The organism is Rhizobium herbae (assembly GCF_017873135.1).
GTDB classification, from domain to species: Bacteria; Pseudomonadota; Alphaproteobacteria; order Rhizobiales; family Rhizobiaceae; genus Pararhizobium; species Pararhizobium herbae.
Genome location: NZ_JAGGJV010000007.1, coordinates 133,205 through 155,380, shown reverse-complemented (window position 1 = coordinate 155,380; position 22,176 = coordinate 133,205). Strand labels below are relative to the sequence as shown.

The 22,176-nt window shown below is 58.7% G+C and carries 22 protein-coding genes; 7 read left to right on the top strand and 15 right to left on the bottom strand.

Annotated features, from left to right (window positions below; translation table 11 throughout):
• Positions 1–3: 3 nt before the first annotated feature.
• Complete coding sequence (locus J2Z75_RS19625) at positions 4–3,144, top strand: efflux RND transporter permease subunit (protein WP_209854462.1); 3,141 nt, start codon at positions 4–6, stop codon at positions 3,142–3,144.
• A 135-nt stretch (positions 3,145–3,279) separates the two neighbouring features.
• On the opposite strand, the gene J2Z75_RS19620 is transcribed toward J2Z75_RS19625, so the two are convergent.
• The 5 genes from J2Z75_RS19620 to J2Z75_RS19600 form a co-directional block, all read right to left on the bottom strand.
• A complete protein-coding gene (locus J2Z75_RS19620; protein ID WP_209854461.1) occupies positions 3,280–4,017 on the bottom strand; it encodes an ABC transporter ATP-binding protein in 738 nt (245 codons plus the stop codon).
• A 4-nt stretch (positions 4,018–4,021) separates the two neighbouring features.
• Positions 4,022–4,864, bottom strand: coding sequence for an ABC transporter permease (locus J2Z75_RS19615; RefSeq protein WP_209854460.1), 843 nt, complete (start codon positions 4,862–4,864; stop codon positions 4,022–4,024).
• Positions 4,865–4,881: 17 nt separating this feature from the next.
• On the bottom strand, positions 4,882–5,850 hold the full coding sequence (locus tag J2Z75_RS19610; RefSeq protein WP_209854459.1) for an aliphatic sulfonate ABC transporter substrate-binding protein: 969 nt from the start codon (positions 5,848–5,850) through the stop codon (positions 4,882–4,884).
• Between the two features lie 116 nt (positions 5,851–5,966).
• Positions 5,967–6,587, bottom strand: a complete 621-nt coding sequence (locus tag J2Z75_RS19605) for an RBBP9/YdeN family alpha/beta hydrolase (protein WP_209854458.1) — start codon at positions 6,585–6,587, stop codon at positions 5,967–5,969.
• 27 nt (positions 6,588–6,614) lie between these two features.
• On the bottom strand, positions 6,615–6,812 hold the full coding sequence (locus J2Z75_RS19600; RefSeq protein ID WP_209854457.1) for a hypothetical protein: 198 nt from the start codon (positions 6,810–6,812) through the stop codon (positions 6,615–6,617).
• Between the two features lie 439 nt (positions 6,813–7,251).
• On the opposite strand from J2Z75_RS19600, the gene J2Z75_RS19595 reads away from it, so the two are divergent.
• The 6 genes from J2Z75_RS19595 to J2Z75_RS19570 all read left to right on the top strand — a co-directional run bounded on the left by J2Z75_RS19595 (position 7,252) and on the right by J2Z75_RS19570 (position 13,575).
• Positions 7,252–8,439 carry an aminotransferase gene (locus J2Z75_RS19595; RefSeq protein WP_209854456.1) on the top strand — a complete coding sequence of 396 codons (1,188 nt, stop codon included), beginning with the start codon at positions 7,252–7,254 and terminating at the stop codon, positions 8,437–8,439.
• The gene (locus tag J2Z75_RS19590) at positions 8,436–9,851 is read left to right on the top strand and encodes an FAD-binding oxidoreductase (RefSeq protein ID WP_209854455.1); all 1,416 of its coding nucleotides are present in this window, start codon (positions 8,436–8,438) and stop codon (positions 9,849–9,851) included. Before J2Z75_RS19595 ends, J2Z75_RS19590 begins: the two co-directional genes overlap by 4 nt.
• 19 nt (positions 9,852–9,870) lie before the next feature.
• On the top strand, positions 9,871–10,665 hold the full coding sequence (locus J2Z75_RS19585; protein ID WP_209854454.1) for a MetQ/NlpA family ABC transporter substrate-binding protein: 795 nt from the start codon (positions 9,871–9,873) through the stop codon (positions 10,663–10,665).
• Between the two features lie 68 nt (positions 10,666–10,733).
• Positions 10,734–11,837, top strand: a complete 1,104-nt coding sequence (locus J2Z75_RS19580; RefSeq protein WP_407692792.1) for a methionine ABC transporter ATP-binding protein — start codon at positions 10,734–10,736, stop codon at positions 11,835–11,837.
• Positions 11,791–12,483, top strand: coding sequence for a methionine ABC transporter permease (locus J2Z75_RS19575; protein WP_209854452.1), 693 nt, complete (start codon positions 11,791–11,793; stop codon positions 12,481–12,483). Before J2Z75_RS19580 ends, J2Z75_RS19575 begins: the two co-directional genes overlap by 47 nt.
• Positions 12,484–12,558: 75 nt before the next feature.
• Complete coding sequence (locus J2Z75_RS19570) at positions 12,559–13,575, top strand: isopenicillin N synthase family dioxygenase (protein WP_209854451.1); 1,017 nt, start codon at positions 12,559–12,561, stop codon at positions 13,573–13,575.
• A 137-nt stretch (positions 13,576–13,712) separates the two neighbouring features.
• On the opposite strand, the gene cysE is transcribed toward J2Z75_RS19570, so the two are convergent.
• The 10 genes from cysE to J2Z75_RS19520 form a co-directional block, all read right to left on the bottom strand.
• A complete protein-coding gene (gene cysE / locus J2Z75_RS19565; protein WP_234937470.1) occupies positions 13,713–14,552 on the bottom strand; it encodes a serine O-acetyltransferase in 840 nt (279 codons plus the stop codon).
• Positions 14,553–14,850: 298 nt separating this feature from the next.
• Positions 14,851–15,039, bottom strand: a complete 189-nt coding sequence (locus J2Z75_RS19560; protein WP_209854449.1) for a hypothetical protein — start codon at positions 15,037–15,039, stop codon at positions 14,851–14,853.
• Between the two features lie 274 nt (positions 15,040–15,313).
• Positions 15,314–16,645, bottom strand: coding sequence for a sensor histidine kinase (locus J2Z75_RS19555; protein ID WP_209854448.1), 1,332 nt, complete (start codon positions 16,643–16,645; stop codon positions 15,314–15,316).
• Positions 16,642–17,364, bottom strand: a complete 723-nt coding sequence (locus J2Z75_RS19550) for a response regulator (RefSeq protein ID WP_209854636.1) — start codon at positions 17,362–17,364, stop codon at positions 16,642–16,644. Before J2Z75_RS19550 ends, J2Z75_RS19555 begins: the two co-directional genes overlap by 4 nt.
• Positions 17,365–17,443: 79 nt before the next feature.
• Complete coding sequence (locus J2Z75_RS19545; RefSeq protein WP_209854447.1) at positions 17,444–17,854, bottom strand: hypothetical protein; 411 nt, start codon at positions 17,852–17,854, stop codon at positions 17,444–17,446.
• Positions 17,855–17,957: 103 nt separating this feature from the next.
• Positions 17,958–18,371 (bottom strand): hypothetical protein, encoded by a 414-nt coding sequence (locus tag J2Z75_RS19540; RefSeq protein ID WP_209854446.1) that lies wholly within the window; start codon positions 18,369–18,371, stop codon positions 17,958–17,960.
• 2 nt (positions 18,372–18,373) lie between these two features.
• On the bottom strand, positions 18,374–18,859 hold the full coding sequence (locus tag J2Z75_RS19535) for a hypothetical protein (protein WP_209854445.1): 486 nt from the start codon (positions 18,857–18,859) through the stop codon (positions 18,374–18,376).
• A 226-nt stretch (positions 18,860–19,085) separates the two neighbouring features.
• Positions 19,086–20,297: a hypothetical protein gene (locus J2Z75_RS19530; protein ID WP_327791277.1), complete on the bottom strand. Its 1,212-nt coding sequence runs from the start codon at positions 20,295–20,297 to the stop codon at positions 19,086–19,088.
• Positions 20,298–20,394: 97 nt separating this feature from the next.
• A complete protein-coding gene (locus tag J2Z75_RS19525) occupies positions 20,395–21,012 on the bottom strand; it encodes a hypothetical protein (RefSeq protein ID WP_209854444.1) in 618 nt (205 codons plus the stop codon).
• Between the two features lie 315 nt (positions 21,013–21,327).
• Positions 21,328–22,173 carry a carbohydrate ABC transporter permease gene (locus tag J2Z75_RS19520; protein ID WP_209854443.1) on the bottom strand — a complete coding sequence of 282 codons (846 nt, stop codon included), beginning with the start codon at positions 22,171–22,173 and terminating at the stop codon, positions 21,328–21,330.
• Positions 22,174–22,176: the final 3 nt, after the last annotated feature.

Genomic DNA, 22,176 nt, shown 5'->3' with positions numbered 1-22,176 from the left:
GCCATGTCCCGCTTTTTTATCGATAGGCCGATTTTTGCCTGGGTGATCTCTATCTGCATCATGCTGGCGGGTTTGCTGGCCATTACGACACTATCGATTTCCCAATATCCGCAGATCGCTCCAACGACGGTGCGCATTACCGCCACCTATTCCGGCGCAGATGCGCAGACTGTCGAGAATTCGGTGACCAAGGTCATCGAACAAGGCATGACGGGCATCGACAACCTGGATTATATGACGTCGACCTCGCAATCGACAGGGGTGGCGTCGATCTCGCTGACCTTCACGAATTCGGCGGATGCCGACGTTGCGCAGATGCAGGTCCAGAACAAACTGCAACTTGTCCAATCGCAATTGCCGCAATCCGTGCAGTCGAACGGGATTACCGTTGCGAAGTCGACATCGAGCTTTCTGATGGTCATCGGCTTTGTATCGACGGACAACAAGATGTCTTCGGTCGATCTCTCCGATTATATCGACAGCACGCTGAACGACACCATCAAGCGCGTGGCCGGTGTCGGCGATACACAGATTTTCGGTTCGAGCTATGCCATGCGCATCTGGCTCGATCCGGAGAAGCTGGTCAAATACAGCCTGATGGCCAGCGATGTCGCATCGGCGATCGAGGCGCAGAACACGCAGGTCTCAGCAGGCCAGCTCGGTGGGTTGCCCCAGCGCAAAGGGCAGCAGCTCAACGCCACGGTGACTGCGAAAAGTCGCCTTCAGACGCCTGAGCAGTTCGAGAATATCATTATCAAGAGCGAGACAAGCGGCTCGCTGGTTCGCCTGAACGACGTTGCAACCGTCGAACTGGGTGCCGAGAGCTACAGCAGTTCCGCGCTGTACAATGGCAACAGCGCGGCTGGTCTTGGCATCAACCTTGCCTCCAATGCCAATGCACTGGATACGGCGGAGGCGGTCAAGAGCACCATTGAAGGTTTGAAGCAGACCCTGCCGCAAAACGTCGAAGTGGTTTACCCCTATGATACGTCACCCTTCGTCGAACTTTCGATTGAGGAGGTCGTCAAGACGCTGATCGAAGCGATCGTTCTCGTCTTCATCGTCATGCTCGTGTTTCTCCAGAGCATCCGGGCAACCATCATACCGACGCTCGCGGTTCCCGTGGTGCTTCTCGGTACGTTCGGGATCCTGTCCCTGTTCGGGTATTCCATCAATACGCTGACCATGTTTGCCATGGTGCTTGCCATCGGTCTTCTGGTGGATGACGCGATCGTGGTGGTCGAGAACGTCGAGCGTGTGATGGAAGAGGAAGATCTTGGACCGAAAGAGGCGACGATCAAGTCGATGCAGGAAATTACCGGCGCGCTGGTCGGTATTGCCACAGTCCTCTCCGCCGTGTTCATTCCGATGGCATTCTTTTCCGGTTCCGTCGGCATCATCTATCGCCAGTTTTCCGTGACGATCGTTTCGGCGATGGTTCTGTCAGTGATCGTCGCCCTCATCCTGACGCCGGCCCTTTGCGCCACGATCCTGAAGAAGCCGAAGCCCGGCGCAAAGCAGAAGGGCTTGTCCGGCCTGTTCAACAAGGGTTTCGACCGAACGACGAATGGCTACCAGCGCGGCGTATCCGGTATGATTCGGCGCCCTTTCCTGTTCCTAGCCGGGTTTGCATTGATCATTGTGGCAGTTGCCTATCTGTTCAACCGCCTTCCCAGCTCCTTCATCCCGGACGAGGATCAGGGAATTCTGATCACCAGCGTTCAGCTGCCGCCCGGAGCGACGCAGGATCGCACGGTCAAAATTCTCAAGCAGGTGACCGATCACTATCTGACGGCCGAAAAAGATTATGTCGACGGGGTTTTTGCCGCCGTCGGCTTCGGCTTCGGCGGTTCCGGCCAGAATGTCGGCCTTGCCTTTGTCAAGCTCAAGCCTTTTGCCGATCGCACCAGTGCGTTGTCCAGCGCGTCGGCGATTGCCGGGCGGGCGATGGGGGCATTCTCCAAGATCAAGGATGGAAGCGTGTTCGCATTGGCGCCGCCGGCGATCCAGGGGTTCGGCAATTCCAGCGGCTTCGACTTCTATCTGAAGGACATCAACGGAGCGGGTCACGAGGAGCTGATCACAACGCGCAACAGGCTGCTCGGAATGGCCGCGCAAAGTAAACTCCTGAGCGGAACACGGCCCAACGGCCAGGAAGACCAGCCGCAATATTCGGTCAATATCGACCAGGAGAAAGCAAGTGCGCTCAATCTCAACCTGTCGGACATCGACGCGACGCTATCGACGGCGTGGGGCGGCAGCTATGTCAACGATTTCATCGACCGCGGTCGCATCAAGCCGGTCTATCTTCAGGGTGACAAGGATTTCCGCATGCAGCCGGAAGATTTCGACCGCTGGTATGTTCGAAACTCCGATGCCGCGATGGTGCCTTTCTCTGCCTTTGCGACAGGCGACTGGACATTCGGTTCGCCGCGTCTCGAGCGCTACAACGGTTCCTCCGCGGTCGAAATTCAGGGAGCAGCCGCAAATGGCGTCAGCTCCGGCGATGCGATGAATGAAATCGACAGCATGGTGTCGCAGCTCGGCTCCGGCTACGGGCACGAGTGGGCGGGGCTTTCGGCGCAGGAGCGGCTGTCCGGCAGTCAGGCGACGCAGCTTTATATGATTTCCGGGCTGGTTGTATTCCTGGCTCTGGCGGCTCTTTACGAAAGCTGGTCAATTCCCTTTTCGGTCATGCTCGCAGTCCCGATCGGTATCTTCGGTGCGCTGCTTGCGGCGACGCTCTTCGGCGAATCGAACGACGTCTATTTCAAGGTCGGCCTTCTCACCACCATCGGGCTCGCGGCGAAAAATGCTATTCTGATCGTGGAATTTGCGATCGAGCAGCAAAATCACGGCAAGGACTTGATCTCCGCGACCGTAGAAGCCGCCCGTCAGCGCCTGCGCCCGATCCTGATGACGTCGCTCGCCTTCATTTTCGGTGTGACGCCGTTGGCGATCGCCAGCGGTGCCGGTTCCGGCGCGCAGAACGCCATCGGCATCGGCGTCATGGGCGGCATGATCGCGGCGACCCTTCTCGGCGTGTTCCTCATTCCGCTGCTGTTCGTCACGGTTCGCAAGATATTCAAGGGGAAACAAGGTCCGCAACAGGAGGGCATCCCCGTGGCTGACCCGGCCCATTGACGTTCAGATTGGACGGGGCCGGCCTTTGCCCAGTTGCTCCCGGGTGCCGTCGGCGCTGGCTGGCCTCTTCGCGGAGGACGAGCGTCACGCAACGAAGGCTTTCCATAATTGGAATACGCCCGACGACGCCAGGCATCAGGAGAGCTGCAGCGACGTGTCCAGCGCTTTGAAAAGCTGGCGCTTGACGGTCTCGAATGCCGCAGATGTGCGATCGCGTTTCCGGGGCAGATCGACCTTGATCTCGTCAAGAATACGCCCGGGCCAGGGCCGCATGACGATGACGCGGTCGGCAAGCACCAGCGCCTCGTCTATATCGTGCGTCACCAGAAGGAGGGTCGGACGCGTTTCATCCCAGATACCGAGCAGGTGATCCTGCAGGTCGGCCCGCGTGAAGGCGTCGAGGGCGGAGAAGGGCTCATCCAGGAGCAGGACCTCCGGCTGCGTGACCAGCGCACGAGCGATCGCGACCCGTTGTGCCTGCCCGCCGGAAAGCTCCTTCGGCCAGCGCTGGGCCAGATCAGCCAAGCCGACCTTTTTCAACGCCAGTTCGATCTGTTGCCGGCGGTCTTCCCCTTCGATTTCCGCCAGTCCGAAACCGACATTGTTTGCCACTGTCAGCCATGGCAACAGCCGCGGCTCCTGAAAAATAAGATTGATGAGAGGATGCGGTTGGCGAACCACATCGCCATTCAGTTCCACGCTCCCACGGCTTGCATTGTCGAGTCCGCTGATCAAACGCAGCAGCGTACTTTTTCCACAACCGGAACCGCCGATGACGGCGACGATCTCTCCCGGGGCAACGGTCAGTGAAAAGCCTTCGAGCGCCCGGACGTCGTTGGCATAGGTTTTACCGAGATTTCGGAGTGTCAGCATCCGCTTATCCCTCGCGCCTGTAGCTGTCCTGCCAGGTCAGGAAAGGCGCCGCTGCCGCCATGAGTAGACTGTCCGTCACCTTGCCGATGATGGCGAAGGTGATGATGGCAGCCATGATCTGGTCGGGTTTGCCCAGTTGCTGGCCATCAACGAGGAGGTAGCCCAGCCCTTCCGAAGCGCCCATGAATTCTGCCGCGACGACGAACATCCAACCGAGACCGAGGCCCGATCGCAGGGCGATCACATAGGCCGGAAAGACCGCTGGCATCATCACCCGCCGCACCAGGGTAAAGCCGGAGAGCCGGAAGATGCGCCCGACCTCGACAATCTTGCGGTCAACCGACAAGATGGCGCCCGACACACCGAGATAGACCGGAAAGAAGACGCCGACAGCGATCAGCGCCACTTTCGACGCTTCGAAGATCCCGAACCATAAAATGAACAAAGGCACCCAGGCGATCGACGGAATGGAGCGAAGCGCCTGGAGCGATGGATCGATCAGCCGGCGCGCCAGCCCGAAATATCCGGTCACGGCTCCCGCGATGGTGGCCGTGACAGTGCCGAGGACAAATCCGAAGAACACCCTGGCCGTCGTAATGCCGATATGATTGAACAATTCGCCGGACTTCAAAAGCGTCCACAGGGTTGCCAGAACCCTGGAGGGTGGCGGCATCAGGCGACCTGAAAACCAGCCGGCTGCAACCGAAACTTCCCAGAACAACAGCCCCAAGGCAGGCACGATGATCGCCGCCGTCGCCTGGCGGGTCGCGCCATAAAACACCGACGCCGCGATTGAACGCGACGTCTTCACCTCTGTTTTGATGCCGGTCTCGGCCAAATCCGCCATGACGATGCTTTACGTCTTCACTGGGTTTTTCCAACGGCGAAACTGTCGTCGATCAGTTCGTTTGTGACTTTCTGGATATCCACGTCGGCCGGAAGGACACCGGCACTCTGCAAGGCGATACCCGCTTTCGAGATCGTATCGCGCTGCAGGTCGCCGATCGTCGGCTGCGAGATATCGGTGCGTTCGAGCTGCTTGGCGATCACCTCGTCCGGCAGCTTCGTCGCTTCCACCAGCGCCGCCTTCAATGCCGCAGGATCGGCGATCGCCTGAGCCCTGGCTTTTTCATAGACGGCGATGACACGCTTGACGATGTCCGGATGCTCGGCCGCGAAGGTTTCGGTGGTGTTGAGCACGCCCCAGGTGTTGTTTTCCGGCTTGCGATAGAACAGCTTTGCCTTCTCTTCTACTTCCGCCGATGCCATCAACGGATCGAGGCCAGCCCATGCATCGACATCGCCGCGCAACAGCGCCAGCTTGCCGTCGGCATGCTGCAAGAGTACCAGCGTCACGTCGGTTTCCTTCAGCCCGGCATCCGCCAGAGCCCGAACGAGGAAGATATGGGGATCCGTGCCGCGGGTTACCGCGATCGTCTTGCCCTTCAGGTCCTGAACGGTGGCAATGGGACTGTCCGCGCGCGTGACCAAGGCCGTCCATTCAGGGCGCGAGAAGACGTAGACCGATTTGATCGGGTTGCCGTTGACCCGCGAAATCAATGCTGCGCCGCCCGCCGTCGAGCCGAAATCGATCGATCCGGCACTGAGGAATTCCAGTGCCTTGTTCGAGCCGGCGGACTGTACCCAGCGGACGCTGATATTGTCCTTGGCGAATTCCTTCTCAAGCAGACCCTCTTTTTTCAGAAGAAGTCCGACCGGATTGTAGGTTGCCCAGTCGATCCTGATCTCCGAGAGATCGGCCGCCTGGGCTGACGCCAGTCCGAAACTCAAAGCCGCCGCCACACCAATCATTGCCGAACGAAACAAGCCCATATCCATCCCCTGTTGTTGGCATTGCCATTGATGCCTTGGGGTAAACTTACGGGCAAAGGCCACGGGGCGTGAAAGCCGGAATGTCTATTTCTATAGAATTTATGGAAATAATTTTCTCAATGCGGCTTGCCGGGATTGAACGCTGCTCCGGTAGATGTTTCGCAGCGTAGTGGCGCGGCAAGGTCGGGACTGCCGAGGGCCCTTGCTTTCTTCTTTAACAAGGACAGCAATCCATAGCCGCCGGCCCATCTGCCAAAACCGCTTTCGATATTGATATGGCCCGCGTGCCCAAGGTTTTTGACCGGCGTTTTCCATAAGCGGCCATAGAGCGACAGGCTTTCAAGCGGCATGTAGATATCATTCAAGCTTCCGACCGTGATCGTTGGAAATGGCAGAGCGCGGGTTGGCATCCGGCCAAAATGGATGGCGCCCGGATGCAGGTCTTCCGTGGTCGACAGATCACACGGCGCAACGAGCAAAGCGCCTTTGATCAACCTTGCGGAGGGACTGTCCGCGCATTTCGCAGCCAGCAGGCAGCCAAGGCTATGGGCGACGATATAGGCCGGCCCTTCCTGAGCAAGAACCTCTTCGAGGCGCTTGGTCCAGTTTTCAACTCTGGGAGATTTCCAGTCATCCTGCTCGACCAGCCGGCTTTGTGCATCATCCTTGAGCCAGAACCGCTGCCAATGTCCTTCGTCGGACCCATTCAACCCGGGCAAGATCAAGGTGAGTGTCATCTGGTGTTCCCTGATTCTAAGGCGTTGTCAGCTCTGGAAGAAGCGAGATCGCTGTTCCAACGCGAAGATCTCCTCGGAGATTTCGGATATGCGCGCGCGCAGGTCCCGCCGCGCCCGGTAATCCATGCCGCTCCCGCCTAAGATGCCCGCATCATCAAGGTCCAGCTTTGCTTCCAGCTGGTCTCTCATGGTTTGAAGGCGCTCAAAATGTCTCAGAAAACTCATTATGTCCTCACATTTGCAGGGCGGAAATCCGGCGGCCTGACGATCAGGAGATGAGCGGGTATTATTATCCACAATATTAGTAGACTAAAGGAACGGCCGCCTACTGGCGGTAGCGATTGCAAAAATTTTTGGGCTGTCAGCCATTGAGGTGATGGAAAATTGCGCGTGAAAAGGTCTGCACAACCCTGCTCTCCGGCCGAGCGTCCGCTGGCGAATGAACTTCATCAAGGGAGATCGTCGTGATGCTGCCAATCAGCCCCCCGAGCCGGTTTGACCGCCAGCGCCGGGTGCCGGATGGATTGTTTCCCGGGCGCGTCTTTGTCGCAAATTTATTCTCAAAAGATGGGAATCATGCAGCTCTCAATCTTTGATCACGTAATCTACAGAATATATGTTCTTCTCGCCGCGCTGGTGTGACGCGGAACGCAGGAGAACATGCTTGGTCAACCCCATCTTCGCCAACGCCGGTACCTCGATCTTCGAAGCCATGTCGCGGCTGGCCGCGGAGACCGGATCGATCAATCTTGGCCAGGGATTTCCGGAAGGCATGGAGCCGGCCGTTCTGATCGATGCCGCTGTCAAGGCGCTGCAGGACGGGCCGCATCAGTATCCGCCGATGCTGGGGCTGCCGGCTCTGCGTCAGGCGGTCGCGGAGAACACCAAGCGCTTCCTTGATATCGATGTCGACTGGGAGCGAGAGGTGCTGGTCACCTCGGGTGCCACTGAGGCGCTTGCCGATACGTTTCTGGCGCTTCTTGAAACAGGCGACGAGGTCATCGTCTTCGAACCTGTTTATGATGTCTATGCCCTGTTGATCCGTCGCGCCGGCGCGGTCCCCGTTCCGGTTCGGCTGGCGCCGCCGCATTGGGAATTGCCGCGCGAGCAGCTGGCCGCGCTGATCACACCGAAAACCCGCGCCATCGTCATCAACACGCCAATGAACCCGATCGGCAAGATATTCGACGACGAGGAACTGGCCTTCCTTTCGGCGCTCGTTCTGAAGCACGACCTCCTCGTCATCGCCGATGAAGTCTACGAGCACCTGACCTTCGACGGCCGTGCGCACAAGACACTTTTTGCCCTGCCTGAGATCCGCGACCGTGTGGTCCGCATCGGTTCGGCTGGCAAGACCTTCTCGGTCACCGGCTGGAAGGTCGGTTATGTCACCGCCGATGCCAAGCTGCTGGCGCCGATCGCGCGGGCGCATCAGTTCGTCACCTTCACCACGCCGCCGGCCTTGCAGGCTGCGGTCGCCGTCGGGCTCCGGCTGCCGGACACCTATTTCCAGAGTCTGAAAACCGATCTGGAGCTGCGCCGAAATGTGCTTGTCAACGGCCTGCGCGCTGCCGGCTTTACCGTCGCGGACGCTGCTTCCACCTATTTCGCCATCGCCGATATCAGCAGTTTCGACCCTGATGGCGACGATCTCGCCTTCTCGCGCAGACTGACCCTGGAAGCCGGCGTTACGCCCGTGCCGATCTCCTCCTTCTATGGTGCGCGCGATGTCACCAGTCATGTGCGCTTCTGCTTTGCCAAGAAGATCGAAACGCTGGAAGAGGCCGTCAGGCGGCTGTCACGCTGGCGCGAGAACCAGGGCCAGGATCAGGGATTGAAAGCGGCGTCATGAACCAGCATGTCGCTTCAGGCGGAACAGCAGAGGCGATTGCCGCGCTGGTCTCCCGGTTTGGAGACCGGGCGCTCACCGGCCTGTCGGTTCGCGATCTGCATGCGCACGACGAAAGCCATCATCCGGCAAGCCGTCCCGATATTGTGGTGTTCCCGAATTCGACGGAAGAAGTCGCTGAGATCGCCGCCATCGCCAACCGCTACCGCGTGCCGATCGTACCTTTTGGCGCGGGGTCCGGGCTTGAAGGTGGTGCCATTCCGGTTGCGGGCGGCATCTCGCTCGACACCAGCCGGCTGGACCGGATTCTGGACATCCGCCCCGATGACATGATCGTGCGGGTCGAGGCCGGGGTCCGGCGCCAGGAGATGAACAGACAACTGCGCGACACGGGCCTGTTCTTTCCCGTGGATCCCGGCGCGGATGCCTCGATCGGCGGCATGGTCTCGACAGGAGCCAGCGGCACCAATGCCGTCCGCTTCGGCGTCATGCGCGAGAACGTGCTGGGGCTGACGGTGGTGACGGCCGATGGCCGCATCGTCAGGACCGGATCGCTCGCACGAAAATCGTCCTCCGGCTATGATCTGACCCGCCTGTTCGTGGGCTCCGAAGGCACGCTCGGTATCGTCACCGAGGTGATCCTTCGCCTTCACCCCATTCCCGATGCGGTCTCCGCCATTGCCGGCTTTCAGACGCTGGCGGGTGCTGTTTCCGCCGTCATCGACATCAAGCGCGCCGGCCTGTCGATCGGCCGTGTTGAACTTCTCGATGAAGCTCTGGTCGCGGTAATCAATCGACACGAGACGCTCGCTCTTGCTCCGCTCCCGACCCTGTTCTTCGAGTTCCACGGCAATCCTGAAAGCATCGCCACTCTCTCGGATGTCATCGCGGCAATCGTTGCCGACCATGGCGGAACGCCGTTGCGTTGGGCAAAGAATGCCGACGAGGCACGCCGGATCTGGGAAACCCGCAGGGTGGGGCTGGGCTGGGCGAAGGCCGAGCGTCCCGGCGCCCAGTCCTGGCCGACCGATGTCTGCGTACCGCTCTCAAGCCTGGCCGATGCCGTGCTGGATACCCACGCCGATATCCGCGCTTCGCAGATACCGGCCTATATCGTCGGCCATGTCGGCGACGGCAATTTCCACTGCGTGTTCATGTCCGATCCCGACGATGCGCAGGAACAGGCGGAGGTCCACCGGCTGGCGGGCCGCATCGTCGTGCGGGCGCTGGCTGTCGGTGGGACTGCGACCGGCGAACACGGCGTCGGTCTTGGCAAACGGGCGTTCCAGGAAGCCGAGCACGGCGCGGAGGCCGTCGCCCTGATGCGGACGCTGAAGGTAGCACTCGATCCTCTCAACATTCTCAATCCCGGCAAGATCCTTCCCGAGCTTGCCGATCCAGAACATTCCAACTGATTTCAAGGAACCCTGATCCATGCGTTTTGCATCCCGCCTGACCACTGCCGTCTCAGTTCTTGGTCTGCTCTTTGCCTCCCACCTGTCCGCCGCCGCCGAAACCATCAAGCTTGGCGTGACTGCCGGCCCGCATGCGCAGATCGCCGAGGCGTTGAAGCCGATCGCCAAGGCCAAGGGCCTGGATATCGACATCGTCGAGTTTTCCGACGGCGCCCTGATCGACCCGGCCACCAATGACGGTGACCTCGATGCCAACGGCTTCCAGCACACGCCCTATCTCAACCAGCAGAACGCCGATCGCGGACTGAACCTCGTGTCGGTCGGGCGCACGGTTCTCCTGCCGATGGCCGGCTATTCCCGCAAATACAAGTCGCTCGACGCTCTTCCGGACGGTGCCCAGGTCTCCGTTCCCAATGATCCAAGCAACGAAGGCCGCGCCCTGAAACTTCTGGAAGCTGGCGGCATCATCAAGCTTACCCCCGGCTCCACCTTCAAGGCGACGGAACTCGACATCATCGACAATCCGAAGAACATCAAGATCATCCCGATGGAAACCGCGCAGCTTCCCCGTTCACTGGAAGACGTCGATTTCTCGGTCATCACCTCGCATTTCGCGCTTAGCGCCGGCCTCGTTCCCAAGCGTGACGGGCTGCTGATTGAGGATGAACTCTCGCAGTATTTCTGCCTGATCGGCGTTGCCGAGAAGAACAAGGATGCGCCCTGGGTGAAGACGCTCGTTGAAAGCTACCAGTCGCCAGAGGTCAAACAGTTCATCGAGACGACGTTCAAGGGCAACGTCATCGCCGGATGGTAAGTCCAGTGACGGCGCTCCCCCAATCCCTCGACTTCAAACAGCCTCTTACACCTGCTGTACAGGGGGAGATCGAACCGGATGGCGGGAACGCCGCCGCCGGCCGGGTGGCCGTGCGCATCGAGAACCTGACAAAGGCCTATGAAAGTGCTGCCGGGCCGGTGCTCGACGACGTGTCCCTGACGATCGGTGAGGGACATATCCATGGCATTATCGGGCGGTCGGGTGCTGGCAAGAGTACGCTGGTGCGTTGCCTCAACAAGCTCGTCACGCCGACGTCGGGTCGCGTCATCGTGTCGGATCGGGAGATCACCAGTCTCGACGGGGCGGCGCTGCGTGCCGCCCGCCGCGATATCGGCATGATCTTCCAGCACTTCAACCTCCTCTCGTCGCGCACGGTGGCGGGCAATGTCGCCCTGCCGCTGGAGGTTGCCGGCGTTTCCAAGGCGGACATCCGCAGGCGGATACCACCGCTGCTCGAACTCGTCGGACTGACCTCCAAGGCCGATGCCTATCCGTCCGAACTGTCGGGTGGCCAGAAACAGCGTGTGGGCATCGCCCGGGCTCTGGCGCTCGACCCGAAAGTGCTTCTGTCCGACGAGGCAACCTCGGCGCTCGACCCGGAAACGACCGAGCAGATCCTGCACCTGCTCAAGGACATCAACCGCCGGCTTGGCCTGACCATTCTGCTGATCACCCACGAGATGGAGGTGGTGCGCGCCATCGCCAGCCATGTCGCGGTACTGGAACATGGCAAGCTGATCGAGAACGGCCCGACCTTCGATGTCTTTGCCTTTCCGAAATCGCCGGTCGCCCGCTCGTTCCTGTCCAGCATCGTCGCGCATGACCTGCCGCCGGAGATTGCCGGACGGCTTTTGCCCGAGGCGCACGGCGATACCGATCCCGTGCTGCGTATCGTCTTTACCGGCGACGCCGCGCATGATCCGGTGATCGCAACACTGGTCGAGCGGTTCCGCATCCGTCCGAACATCCTGCACGGGCGCATCGACTATATCGACGGCAAGCCGCTCGGTGTGCTGACACTGATCGCCGGCGGATTGGGCGAACGCCTGCCCGACGTCCTGTCATATCTTTCATCCCTTAGACTGTTTGGAGAGGTCATCGGACATGCTGTTCGACCTGCTGCCCCCGGCGCTCGCCGGGCTCATTCTTGAATCGCTGAAGCAGACGGCGACGATGGTCGTGGTGGCAGCGTTGCTGTCGACCCTGATCGGCCTACCGCTTGGCATTCTACTCGTCGCCACCGAACCCGGCCATATCCTCGAACGGCCGGTATTCAACCGGGTGATCGGGACAGTGGTCAACCTCGTCCGCTCGACGCCGTTCATCATCCTGATGGTCGCGATCATTCCGTTCACCCGCCTGATTGTCGGCACCACCGTCGGTACCTGGGCGGCCGTCGTACCGCTCACCGTCGCCATCACGCCGCTGTTTGCACGGCTGGCCGAAGCTGCCATGCGCGAAGTCGACCGGGGCCTGATCGAGGCGGCGGAATCCATGGGTGCCACGCCGTTCCAGATTATCGCCAAGGTGCTGGTACCGGAAGCGCTTCCCGGCATTGTCGCCGGCCAGACCGTGACGCTCGTCAGCCTCATCGGTTATTCCGCCATGGCCGGCACCGTCGGCGGCGGTGGCCTTGGCGATCTCGGCATCCGCTTCGGCTATCAGCGTTTCATGCCGGAGGTGATGCTGGCCGTCGTCGTTATCCTTGTCGTCATCGTCCAGTCCGTGCAGGTTCTGGGCGATTGGGCCGCGCGCGCCGTCAACCATCGCATCGCCCGCAGGCGAAAGCTGGCCTGAAAACCGGCGCGATCCATTTTATAGTCAAATACGGGACCGCCTCATGTCCCGAGCATCCAGCAGGAGATTTTCATCATGAGCATCCACACGTCGGCGGTCCAGCTGCCCATCCTCGATCTCTCGCGGTTCAACGCCTCTGCGGAATCGCGTATCGAATTCGTCGCCGACCTGCGCCGTGTGCTGCACGATCACGGCTTCTTCTATCTGGTCGGCCATGGTGTGCCACCGGAATTGATCGCGGATGTCTTTGCCGCCGCCAAGCGCTTCTTCGCCCTGCCGGAAAAGGACAAGCTGGAAATCGAAATGGTCAACTCGCCGCATTTTCGCGGCTATAACCGGGCCGGCCTCGAACACACGCGCGGCAAGCAGGACTGGCGCGAACAGATCGACGTCAACACGGAATCCGAAGCTGTCGAGCTGACTGCGGATACGCCCGCCTGGAAGCGCCTCATCGGCCCCAACCAGTGGCCGTCGGCGCTGCCGGAGCTGAAGCCCCTTTTGCTGCGCTATCAGGCGGAAGTCACCCGCGTCGGCATCGATATCCTGAAGGCAATCGGCATTGCGCTCGGTCAGGATGAGAATGTCTTTTCCGCGCTCTACGAGCCGCAACCGACCCAGCTGCTCAAGATCGTCCGCTATCCCGGCCGTGATGTTGCCGAGAGCGAACAGGGCGTCGGCGCGCACAAGGACGGCGGGCTGGTCACTGTGCTGCTGCAGGACAGCACGCCGGGCCTGCGGGTCCGCACGGAAGAGGGTGTCTGGCTGGAAGCCCCGCCCCTGCCGGGCAGCTTCGTCATCAACACCGGCGAACTGCTGGAACTGGCGACGAACGGTTACGTCAAAGCCGATGTCCATGATGTCGTCGCCCCACCGGCGGGCTCGGAGCGCTTCTCCGTGCCATTCTTTCTCGGCGCCCGCTATGACGCGGTCGTCCCGGTCATCCAATTGCCTGAAGAGTTGAGCCGCAAGGAACGCGGCATCACGGTCGATCCACTCAACCCGATTTTTCGGGAAGTCGGCCAGAACAACCTGAAAAGCCGGCTACGGTCACACCCAGACGTCGCCCAGCGTCATCACGCCGATCTGCTTTAAAAACCCGGCGGTCGCTTCAAAACGGGAAATAGCCGTTGTCGGCAGAGACAGGGGCTCTTTCTTGACGGTGCTTGGAGTCGGAACGATCGCGGATCGAACCTCTTGCCGAGACGCAAAAGGTTCGATCCGCGATACCGTCAAATCATATATTCCGGCTCGGTGATCGTCTGCTCCATGCTGATGCCCGGCAGATCGGAGTTTGGCTTGCCGACCAGCCGTGCAGGCACACCCGCCACGGACGTATGAGCCGCCACCGGCGAGACAACGACACTGCCGGCGCCGACCTTTGCACCGATCCCAACTTCGATATTTCCGAGGATCTTGGCACCGGCGCCAATCAGTGCGCCACGGCGGATTTTCGGGTGGCGATCACCGGTTTCCTTACCTGTTCCGCCCAGTGTCACATCCTGAAGAATGGAAACCTCGTCTTCGACCACAGCGGTTTCCCCGATCACGAGACCGTTGCCATGGTCCAGCATGATTCCCTGACCCATTCGGGCTGCCGGATGGATGTCCACGCCAAGAACCTCCGAAATCCGGCTTTGGATATGGCGGGCCATGTGTGCTTTGTTGTGGTGCCAGAGCCAGTGCGCGATCCTGTGGCCCTGCAACGCGAGAAACCCCTTGAAATACAGAAAGGGCGTCAGGATTTCGGCGTTGCTGGGATCGCGGTCGCGAATGGCTTCGAGATCAACCTCTGCCGAAGACACGATACGCTGATCGCGTTGAAAGACTTCACGGATGATGGAGATCAGCTCTTCCTGATTGATGTCGGGGCTCGCCAGTTTCTGGGCGATGCGATGTGCGAGAGCGTCGGCAAAGCTCCGATGATAAAGCACAGCCAGGTTCATCGAACGGGTCAACAAGACGTCGTTTGCGATCGCTGCACTTGCCTCGCTGCAGAGTCTCTCCCACAGCCCGCCGGCGCCCCGATTGGCGATCCGGATGGAGCTTGCATCGTCCTCGACAGATTTCAATTGCACGTGATGCCCATCCGTGGCGTTGCAGCGTTTCCAATGTCGACGTGGCTGTTTCGATCAACCGGCCAATCCAAAATGATCTGAATTGGCACCCTTGGTCACAGCCCGGAAATCCTCGGCCCATAACAACCGTTTGAATGGAGGTTGTGGAGTAAAATTATTTCAAATTTCGGCGGCTATCGGCAATATTTTCAGCGCTCCTTGGTTCGATGCCATCGCCGCTCGCGCATGCAGTGATTGCCCTTCGCTTGTTCTTTCGGATCGGTCGTGAAGCGAAGGTGCATCAGCAACGGGATCAAACGATGCCATGCAGGCGGAGCGCCGCTTCCGGTATCCGGCGAGCCTGCTTGCCGCTCTTCTGCAGGCGCGCAGCGTCCTGAAGCAGGCTTGTCATTCCGCTCAATGATATCCGGTCCGCGCACATCATCTGTCTGATCAAAGGGTCTCTAAGGACATCGGCGATCGTCAGGTCTTTGTGGGTCATGGCTGGCTCCTGTTTGCTATGGCCAGTGATAACCGGTGCAAGTAGCCTCCCGATGTCAAAAGGCGGACGAAACCAAGGCGGTCGGTTAGGTTTTGTTGCGGAACAATACCGAAAATGGCGTGTGCGGCGTGCCGCCGTAACAGGCACTATCATCAACGCAGCCTACCAGTAGCAAGGTCGGGAGGCTGCTTGGTGACGTATACGGACAGAAGACGGTTGCTGGGGCGTCGTAGATTCCCACGGCGTAGTTCACGGAAGCCGTCATAGGGTCGTGCTATCCAGAGACAGCGGGAAGATCTATCGCGACGATCAGACCGTTGGGGATTCTGTCGAGCAACGTGAAGCGTCCCTTGTGGCCTTTGATGACGATACCTTGAGCAATGGTGAGGCCCAGACCGAGACCGCCCTTCACCCCGATTTGCCGGGATTCGTCCGCCTTGAAAAATGGCTGCAAAACTTTTGCCTTGAGTTCATCCGTCAGACCGGGACCGTTGTCGCAGACCCTGATTTGAACCCCGCCTTCTTCGCCATGGCTCAGGACGATTTCGATTTGCGTGGCATATCGGGAACCGTTGTCAATGAGATTGGACAGCGCGCGCGTGAGAGCCTGGGGCTTGCAGACATAGGCAAGCCTTCGTGGTCCGCTGTAGATTACATTGATACCCGTATCGGAGAAGTCTGTCGCAATCGTCTGGAGCAGGCTGGAAAGGTCTACCTTGCGATCCTTTTCCGCGACGGATGGATCATTGAAATATGCCAGGCACTCGTCGATCATGAACACCAACGTTTCAATATCCGTCAGCATGAGACGTCGAAGCTCTGGCTCGCTGGAACGCTCTGCCCGCATGCGCAATCGCGTCAAGGGCGTTCTGAGGTCATGGCCGACCGCACTGAGAACACGTGTCCGATAGTCCACCATGCTCTGGATCCGGTTCCGCATGACGTTCAACGATTTGGCCAGACTCCGGATCTCGGATGCACCATCTGCGCTGAACGGTTCATCCGATCCCTCCTCCATGCTGGCCCGCTGTGCAGCAGCGGCAAAACGCCGAAGGGGTTTGGTGATCAGCCAGCTGCTCAAGTAACCAAGCAATAGCAGCGGGATCACGATTTTCAAAAGTCCGCTGGCGAAAGCGGGAGCAAACCATAACGACGGGGGGAACACCGGCATCTCGAAGATGAGGGCATTCTGCGGATTTACCTTCACAACCAGAAAATCCGGATGGGTCTGACCGACGATGAAGCGATGGAATGCCGCAAAGACGTTGTCGTCGAGCAATATCCTGACCCGAGCCACAAGCTCGGTGGGAGAAATCATGTTCTCCTGGCCATCATTGAACAGATCCAGGGACTGCTTCTTAACCGAAATTCCGGAGCTTGCCGCAAAGGCCAGAACCGCATTTTCTTCCGGGACCGATTTTGTTCGTTCGAACTGCTCAAGAACCTTCTCTGCCCTGCCAGCAAACAGTCCATTCTGGAAGCCTCGATCATGTCGGCCGTAGATGAACGGCTCGGTGAACGTCGCGACGAGGGAAACAAGCACGACCAGAAAGATTGCCAGGACGAGTATCTGTTTTTGAATGGACGCCCTGCGCAGGTTTTTCAAGGCAGGCGCTCCACCTTGGACGCGAACAGATAGCCTCCGAGGCGTACGGTCTTGATGAACGTCGGGTCTTTGAGGTTTGGCTCTATTTTCTGCCGGACCCGACTGATATGGGCGTCGATGCTGCGTTCGACAGGCCCGGCGGATCCCGCATGCGTCATGGATAGAAGCTGCTCTCGCGTCAGGATTTTGTTGGGATTGAAACAGAACGCGAGAAGCAGATCGAACTCCGCAGTGGTCATGGAGACCTGCGCACCATCCGGGTCCTGGAGCTGACGGCTTTTGGGATCGATGCGCCATCCCGCAAATGTCATCGGCGCAAGTCCCTCGTCCATCGCCTGGGAATGGGATGCCCTGCGCAGGATGCTCTTGATCCGCGCCATCAGCTCGCGTGAGTTGAACGGCTTGGTAACATAGTCATCGGCGCCGAGTTCCAGGCCGAGGATCCGGTCGATATCCTCCCGTAGCGCCGTCAGCATCAGGATCGGGATAGCGCGCGACGAGCGGAGCCGCCTGCAGATACTGAAGCCATCCTCGCCGGGAAGCATCGCGTCCAAAACGATCAGATCGAATTGGTGTCGGGTCAGCAATCGATCCATTTCGATCCCGCTTGCCGCAGAAGAGGCTTCAAATCCGTTGCTTTTGACCAGCTCGACCAGCATGCCCGAGATGTCGGGATCGTCCTCGACGATGAGGATATGGGTTTGGTCGGAGACTGCCATTTCGTACGCCATGATCGATCGCTTTGTTATCGATGGAATTCTAATGCATCTGAAATTATCTCATGTCGAAGCGAACATGTCATTCGGGCCGCTGCATACACCCGTTTTTGACGTTGAGACGCCCCGACTTTGCCAGGCGGTCTCGGCCTGGGTTCAAGGCGATGACCGTCTTGATGCGCTCGGCAAGCGCAGTGCTGTCCAGGCTTTTGCTGTGCCGATGTCCGATACCGCCCGCCGTGTTGACGAGGAAAGCCGATATGTCGATGATAGGCAGTGCCGAAACGTCACGAATCCGACCAGCCACCGCTGTTGACGTGATGACAACGCTGTATCTGCCCAGCGCTGCCGCCTCTGTGAACTCTCTCAATAGATAAGTCGTGGTGACGGCGAAGCCGTTTGATGTGAGAAAAGCATTGAGCATGGTGGTGACGTATGGATCGGGCAGGCAGAGCAGGATGTGCGTCCTGATCGTATTCAACGTTTGAAGCATGGGGAATTCTCGATGCAAGTCATGCAGCAGGATAATCAATTACTGTGTAACGCGATGTTCCAATATGTTGAGATATGTTGCGACCGACCAGACGTCCCGTGCGTCAGGACGGGCCGGTTGAAGCGGCGATGAGAGGCACGGCCGGCGTTCGAAGTTCGGTATCGACGAGGACGGTCGCGATGTAACATGCGCGTGCGACCATCAGGCAGAAGAAGCAGAGTGACACCATCCCCGCTCCATAACGTCGGAAGGCGGAGCGCTTGCTCATTTTCGCCATGGCGTTGTGTGCAGCTCTTTTGATGAACTGTGCCGTTGCCATGATGACGAAGAAAGCCGTGATCACGAACCCGCTCAACGATGTTGCTCCAATCAACCAAAACATCAGAAGACACCCGCCGTATAGGAGAAACTCTCTTTTCAGAGCCGCTGTTTGGTACTGGTTGAGAGTGACGAACCGGGGTGAACCTTTTCCATGATCGCTGGCTGCGGTCTGGACTTCGTTCTGGTGCACGGCCATGTTCATTTCTTCGCGCCTGCGCGCGCGCGGCTGTCTAGATAGGACCTTGCAGCCTCCCACCATCGAGACATCTGCCTTCTGGCGCCGCTCGAATTGGCGTTGGCAGCCGTATGGGCGTGAATGGCTGCGGACCTGGTTGACCGTGGTTCGCTGAGAGCCTTGACCCGCTCCAGAAATGCCTTGCCATCGAACTGCTTTGATGAGGTCACGCCGTCCCCTATGATACCGACGGAGTGGAAAAACACTTCCAGGTTCACGACCGGCATGGATTTGATGTTGCGGACCATGTCGATGTCCGGCCGGGTGGTGACGGCCAGGCAATAGCTGTCGGAGCGCAATGCGTCGAACAGTTCAGGCACGGAATGGACGGCGTTCGCTCCATAACCATGCTCGATGAGCTTCGAGACGATGACTTGGGCAGCGCGCCTTGGGAGAAATACCAGGATCGATTTCTGGGTTTTGATTTCCGGATGCGACGTCACGGCCATTATCCTCGTTGTTCCAAGGAACAGGTACCGGATATCCGTGCTTTAGTGTGTTCCGTTTTGTTCGATTATGTTGCGAGACTCTTCTCGATGATCGCAACGCTGAGCTTTGCGCGATGGTGGAATTCCATGCATTTTGGCTGTCGCGGATTTCACCAACGGCCCCAAATCAGGACCGCTGTCCAATTCCGACAAGCGCTGAGACGCAGTCCTGATCCGGAAGATTGCCCTAAAGGCCCAGCCGTTCACTGTGACGAACCGCTGGCGTTCTTGTCGACAAGCGATCAAAGTCCAGCTTGGAAAAATCGGTAAGCGACCGGGCTGGAAATGGACCGGTCGTCAAAAGGGTAAAATCGAACGGCCCCCGCAGGTCGGGGTGAAGCACATACTGGCGGTGAACCCTGAGAAAATCGCGCCTGATTTTTTTGTACCGTTCCGTCGAAAGAAGATGCTTTACGCGGATAGACAACAGCCCGGCCTGCGGTGCATCGGGGTGCCCGGACAAAGCGACAACGCGGGATTTGTAGAAATGAATCACATCCGTCAAACACTGCACTTCCAACCAGGATACGTCCCGAGCACGTGCGATTAACCCTACGCGGCGCCGCAATCTGGTCGCAGGCCTTAGCAAGGCGCACTGAAGGATTGCGCCGCCGAGGGTAACAAACACGACGCGTCTGCCCTCCAAAGCATGGGGGTTCCGTTCCAGCACCATGCCGAGTACATGCGTCGCAAGACTGGATCCCATACTATGTGAACTGATGACGTATTCATCCGCGTCTTCGTCCAATGCTTTGAGTACGGTATCGACGCAATCCTCCAGCCAATCCATGAGAATGGGATTGTCCATGTTTGCCGCGGCCACCGCCAATTCCCAATCCGCAAACAGGTGGAGTGTGTGAAACCTCTCGGAAAAAGGGAGAAACACAGCGCCAAAGAATGCCCAGGCCAGTGGCAGGCTCCAAAGATAATGCCAGGGAGTAAGACCAGACAATCCGGGCAACGCGGCCAAGGCCAGGCTTGTGGCGAGAGCGATGGCCACGAGGAGAAAAGGGAACAGGAAAAACAGACCGAACCGCCATGCGTGCCGGAAGTAGGCAGCAAGTCCACCCTGTTCCACAACGCGCGCGGCACTGAGGAAGCCTGATACGATTCGCTGGGAGACAGGCCTGCCGGTCAATCTTTCGACAAGCGTGTTGTGGTCGCAGATGTAAATCCTGCTCGAGGTCTGCCAGTTCTCCCCGTTGCAAACGACCGCAAAGTCCGATGCGGATCCTGATTTGCGCAATGGTCCTATGTCGGCCGAAAAGTCCCATACTTTTGCGGATTGGTAGGCTGTTCTTTTAAAACGGCTGTGGTGCGCCTGTGTGTCCATTCGTTCAAAGCCAGGAAAGTGCAACACCACTCGTTTATGTACGGATTCAGTCATATCGGCCTGCACTGTCGTCTCTATCAAAAGGAGCGGGATCTAGGTCCGCAATCCGGACGACTTGAACGTCACCGCGTTGCAACGCCCACCACGCCGTCGGCACATTTCATCAGTCGGCGCGAACGATACTGTCGAGCACTTCCCGACCTCTTCTGAGGGCCGAACGCGGCAATTCTGCGGTGCGAGCGAAAATATAGCGAGCTCCCTGCAGAGGTGACAGATTGAAACCCTCATCGTCCCCGTTGTGCGCTATCAAAGGCGCTTCCTCGGAATACTGCCTTGGCGCGGTATAGCCGACGATCAGCGGATCGTGCGTTTCGCACTGCGGCTGGCAACGATCAAACCGGAGAACGCCTGATGGCATCGTCGTCTCAACCGCCGCCTTTTTTATATCGGCATGAGATATCGCCCGCCTTGGCGAAGAAACGGGTTTCATTGAGGGGATTGCCGTCGCCGGAAGATCCGGTTTCATCGCAAGTGCGACTTGAAAGGCGGGACTCGCGTCGACGGCGGCCTGTAGTTTGGTTTGGTTGTCTTCGCGTTTGCCCAAGTCAGCCGCGATACGGTCTTTTGTATCAATCGGCGCAACAGCGACTTCTTGCCGGCTGTTATAGGCGACCGTGCAAAACAGACCGATGATGACGGCGAAAACACCGATCCTGATGCCTGGTCCCCGATCCGTTTCAGGTAGAACCCTATACCATGTCTGCCGCATATTCATCGTCATCGTACTTTCCATTCCCATGTTCGCAGGATTGTAAGCTGCTGAATTCCCGCATGGCTGTGGCCAAAACATGTCCGCGCGCATCCGGCGTACAGACATGCCAACCATCGGCACGTCGATGGTTGGCAACCCATAGCAAGAATGAGCGTTTTCAAATGTTCTGTTATGTTGGGTAATGTTGAAGACGCATCGATTTCTTCGACCGGCATTTCAGCGCTATCCGCAAATGCTCAGGCGCAAGGGGTTGATGTCCAGTGATGCGTGAGCAGGACTTTGATCGACAAGTTTGAATGAGCCGCAGCAACGCTGTCTGCGAGCCTAGCTCTTCACAGAACCAGCCGTCATGCCCGCAAGGAAGTACCGCTGTGCGATTAGATACAGAACCAGAAGCGGCAGCGACCCGAGGACGCTCATCGCCATCATCTCGTTCCACTCGAATGCATGCTGGCCCATGAGCAACTCGATGCCGATCGGCACGGTCCGCATGTCCATCGATTTGGTGAGCGTCAGTGCGAAGAGGAACTCGTTCCACGCCAGCAGGAAGGTATAGACCGCTGTTGCGACGATACCGGGCACGGACAGGGGGACGATCACGCGCCAAAGTGCGGTCCAGCTCGACCCGCCATCGACCAGTACGGCTTCATCCAGCTCTTTTGGCAGGGTGTTCAGATAGCCAGTCATCAGCAAAATCGCGTAAGGCAGGGTGAAGACCATGTAGGTCAGAACCAGCGCGAAATATGTATCGAAAATGCCGAAGGCAACGACCATGCCGAAGTAGGGGATGAGAAGCGTGATCGGCGGCACCGTCTGCGTGCTGATGATGAAAACGTTGAGCGTGTTCTTGAACCGGAATGAATACCGGCTGAAACCATAGGCCGTCAGTATGGCGATCAGCAACGTCAGAAGGGTAACCACGCCGGCGACGAGATAGCTGTTGATGAAGAAGCGGACCTTGACCGGATCGTTGAAGATCGACAGATAAGCCACGCTGGTGAACTGGTCGGGCAGCAGCCGCGGCGGCAGTGCAAAGATCTCGGTATTCGATTTCAGGGAGGTGAAAAACATCCACAGGATCGGAAATCCTGCGAAGACCAGACCAACCGCAAGCCCGAGATATGTCAATACGGTCGGTAGCGCACTCTTGTTGAAAGAACGTTTTGCCATTGG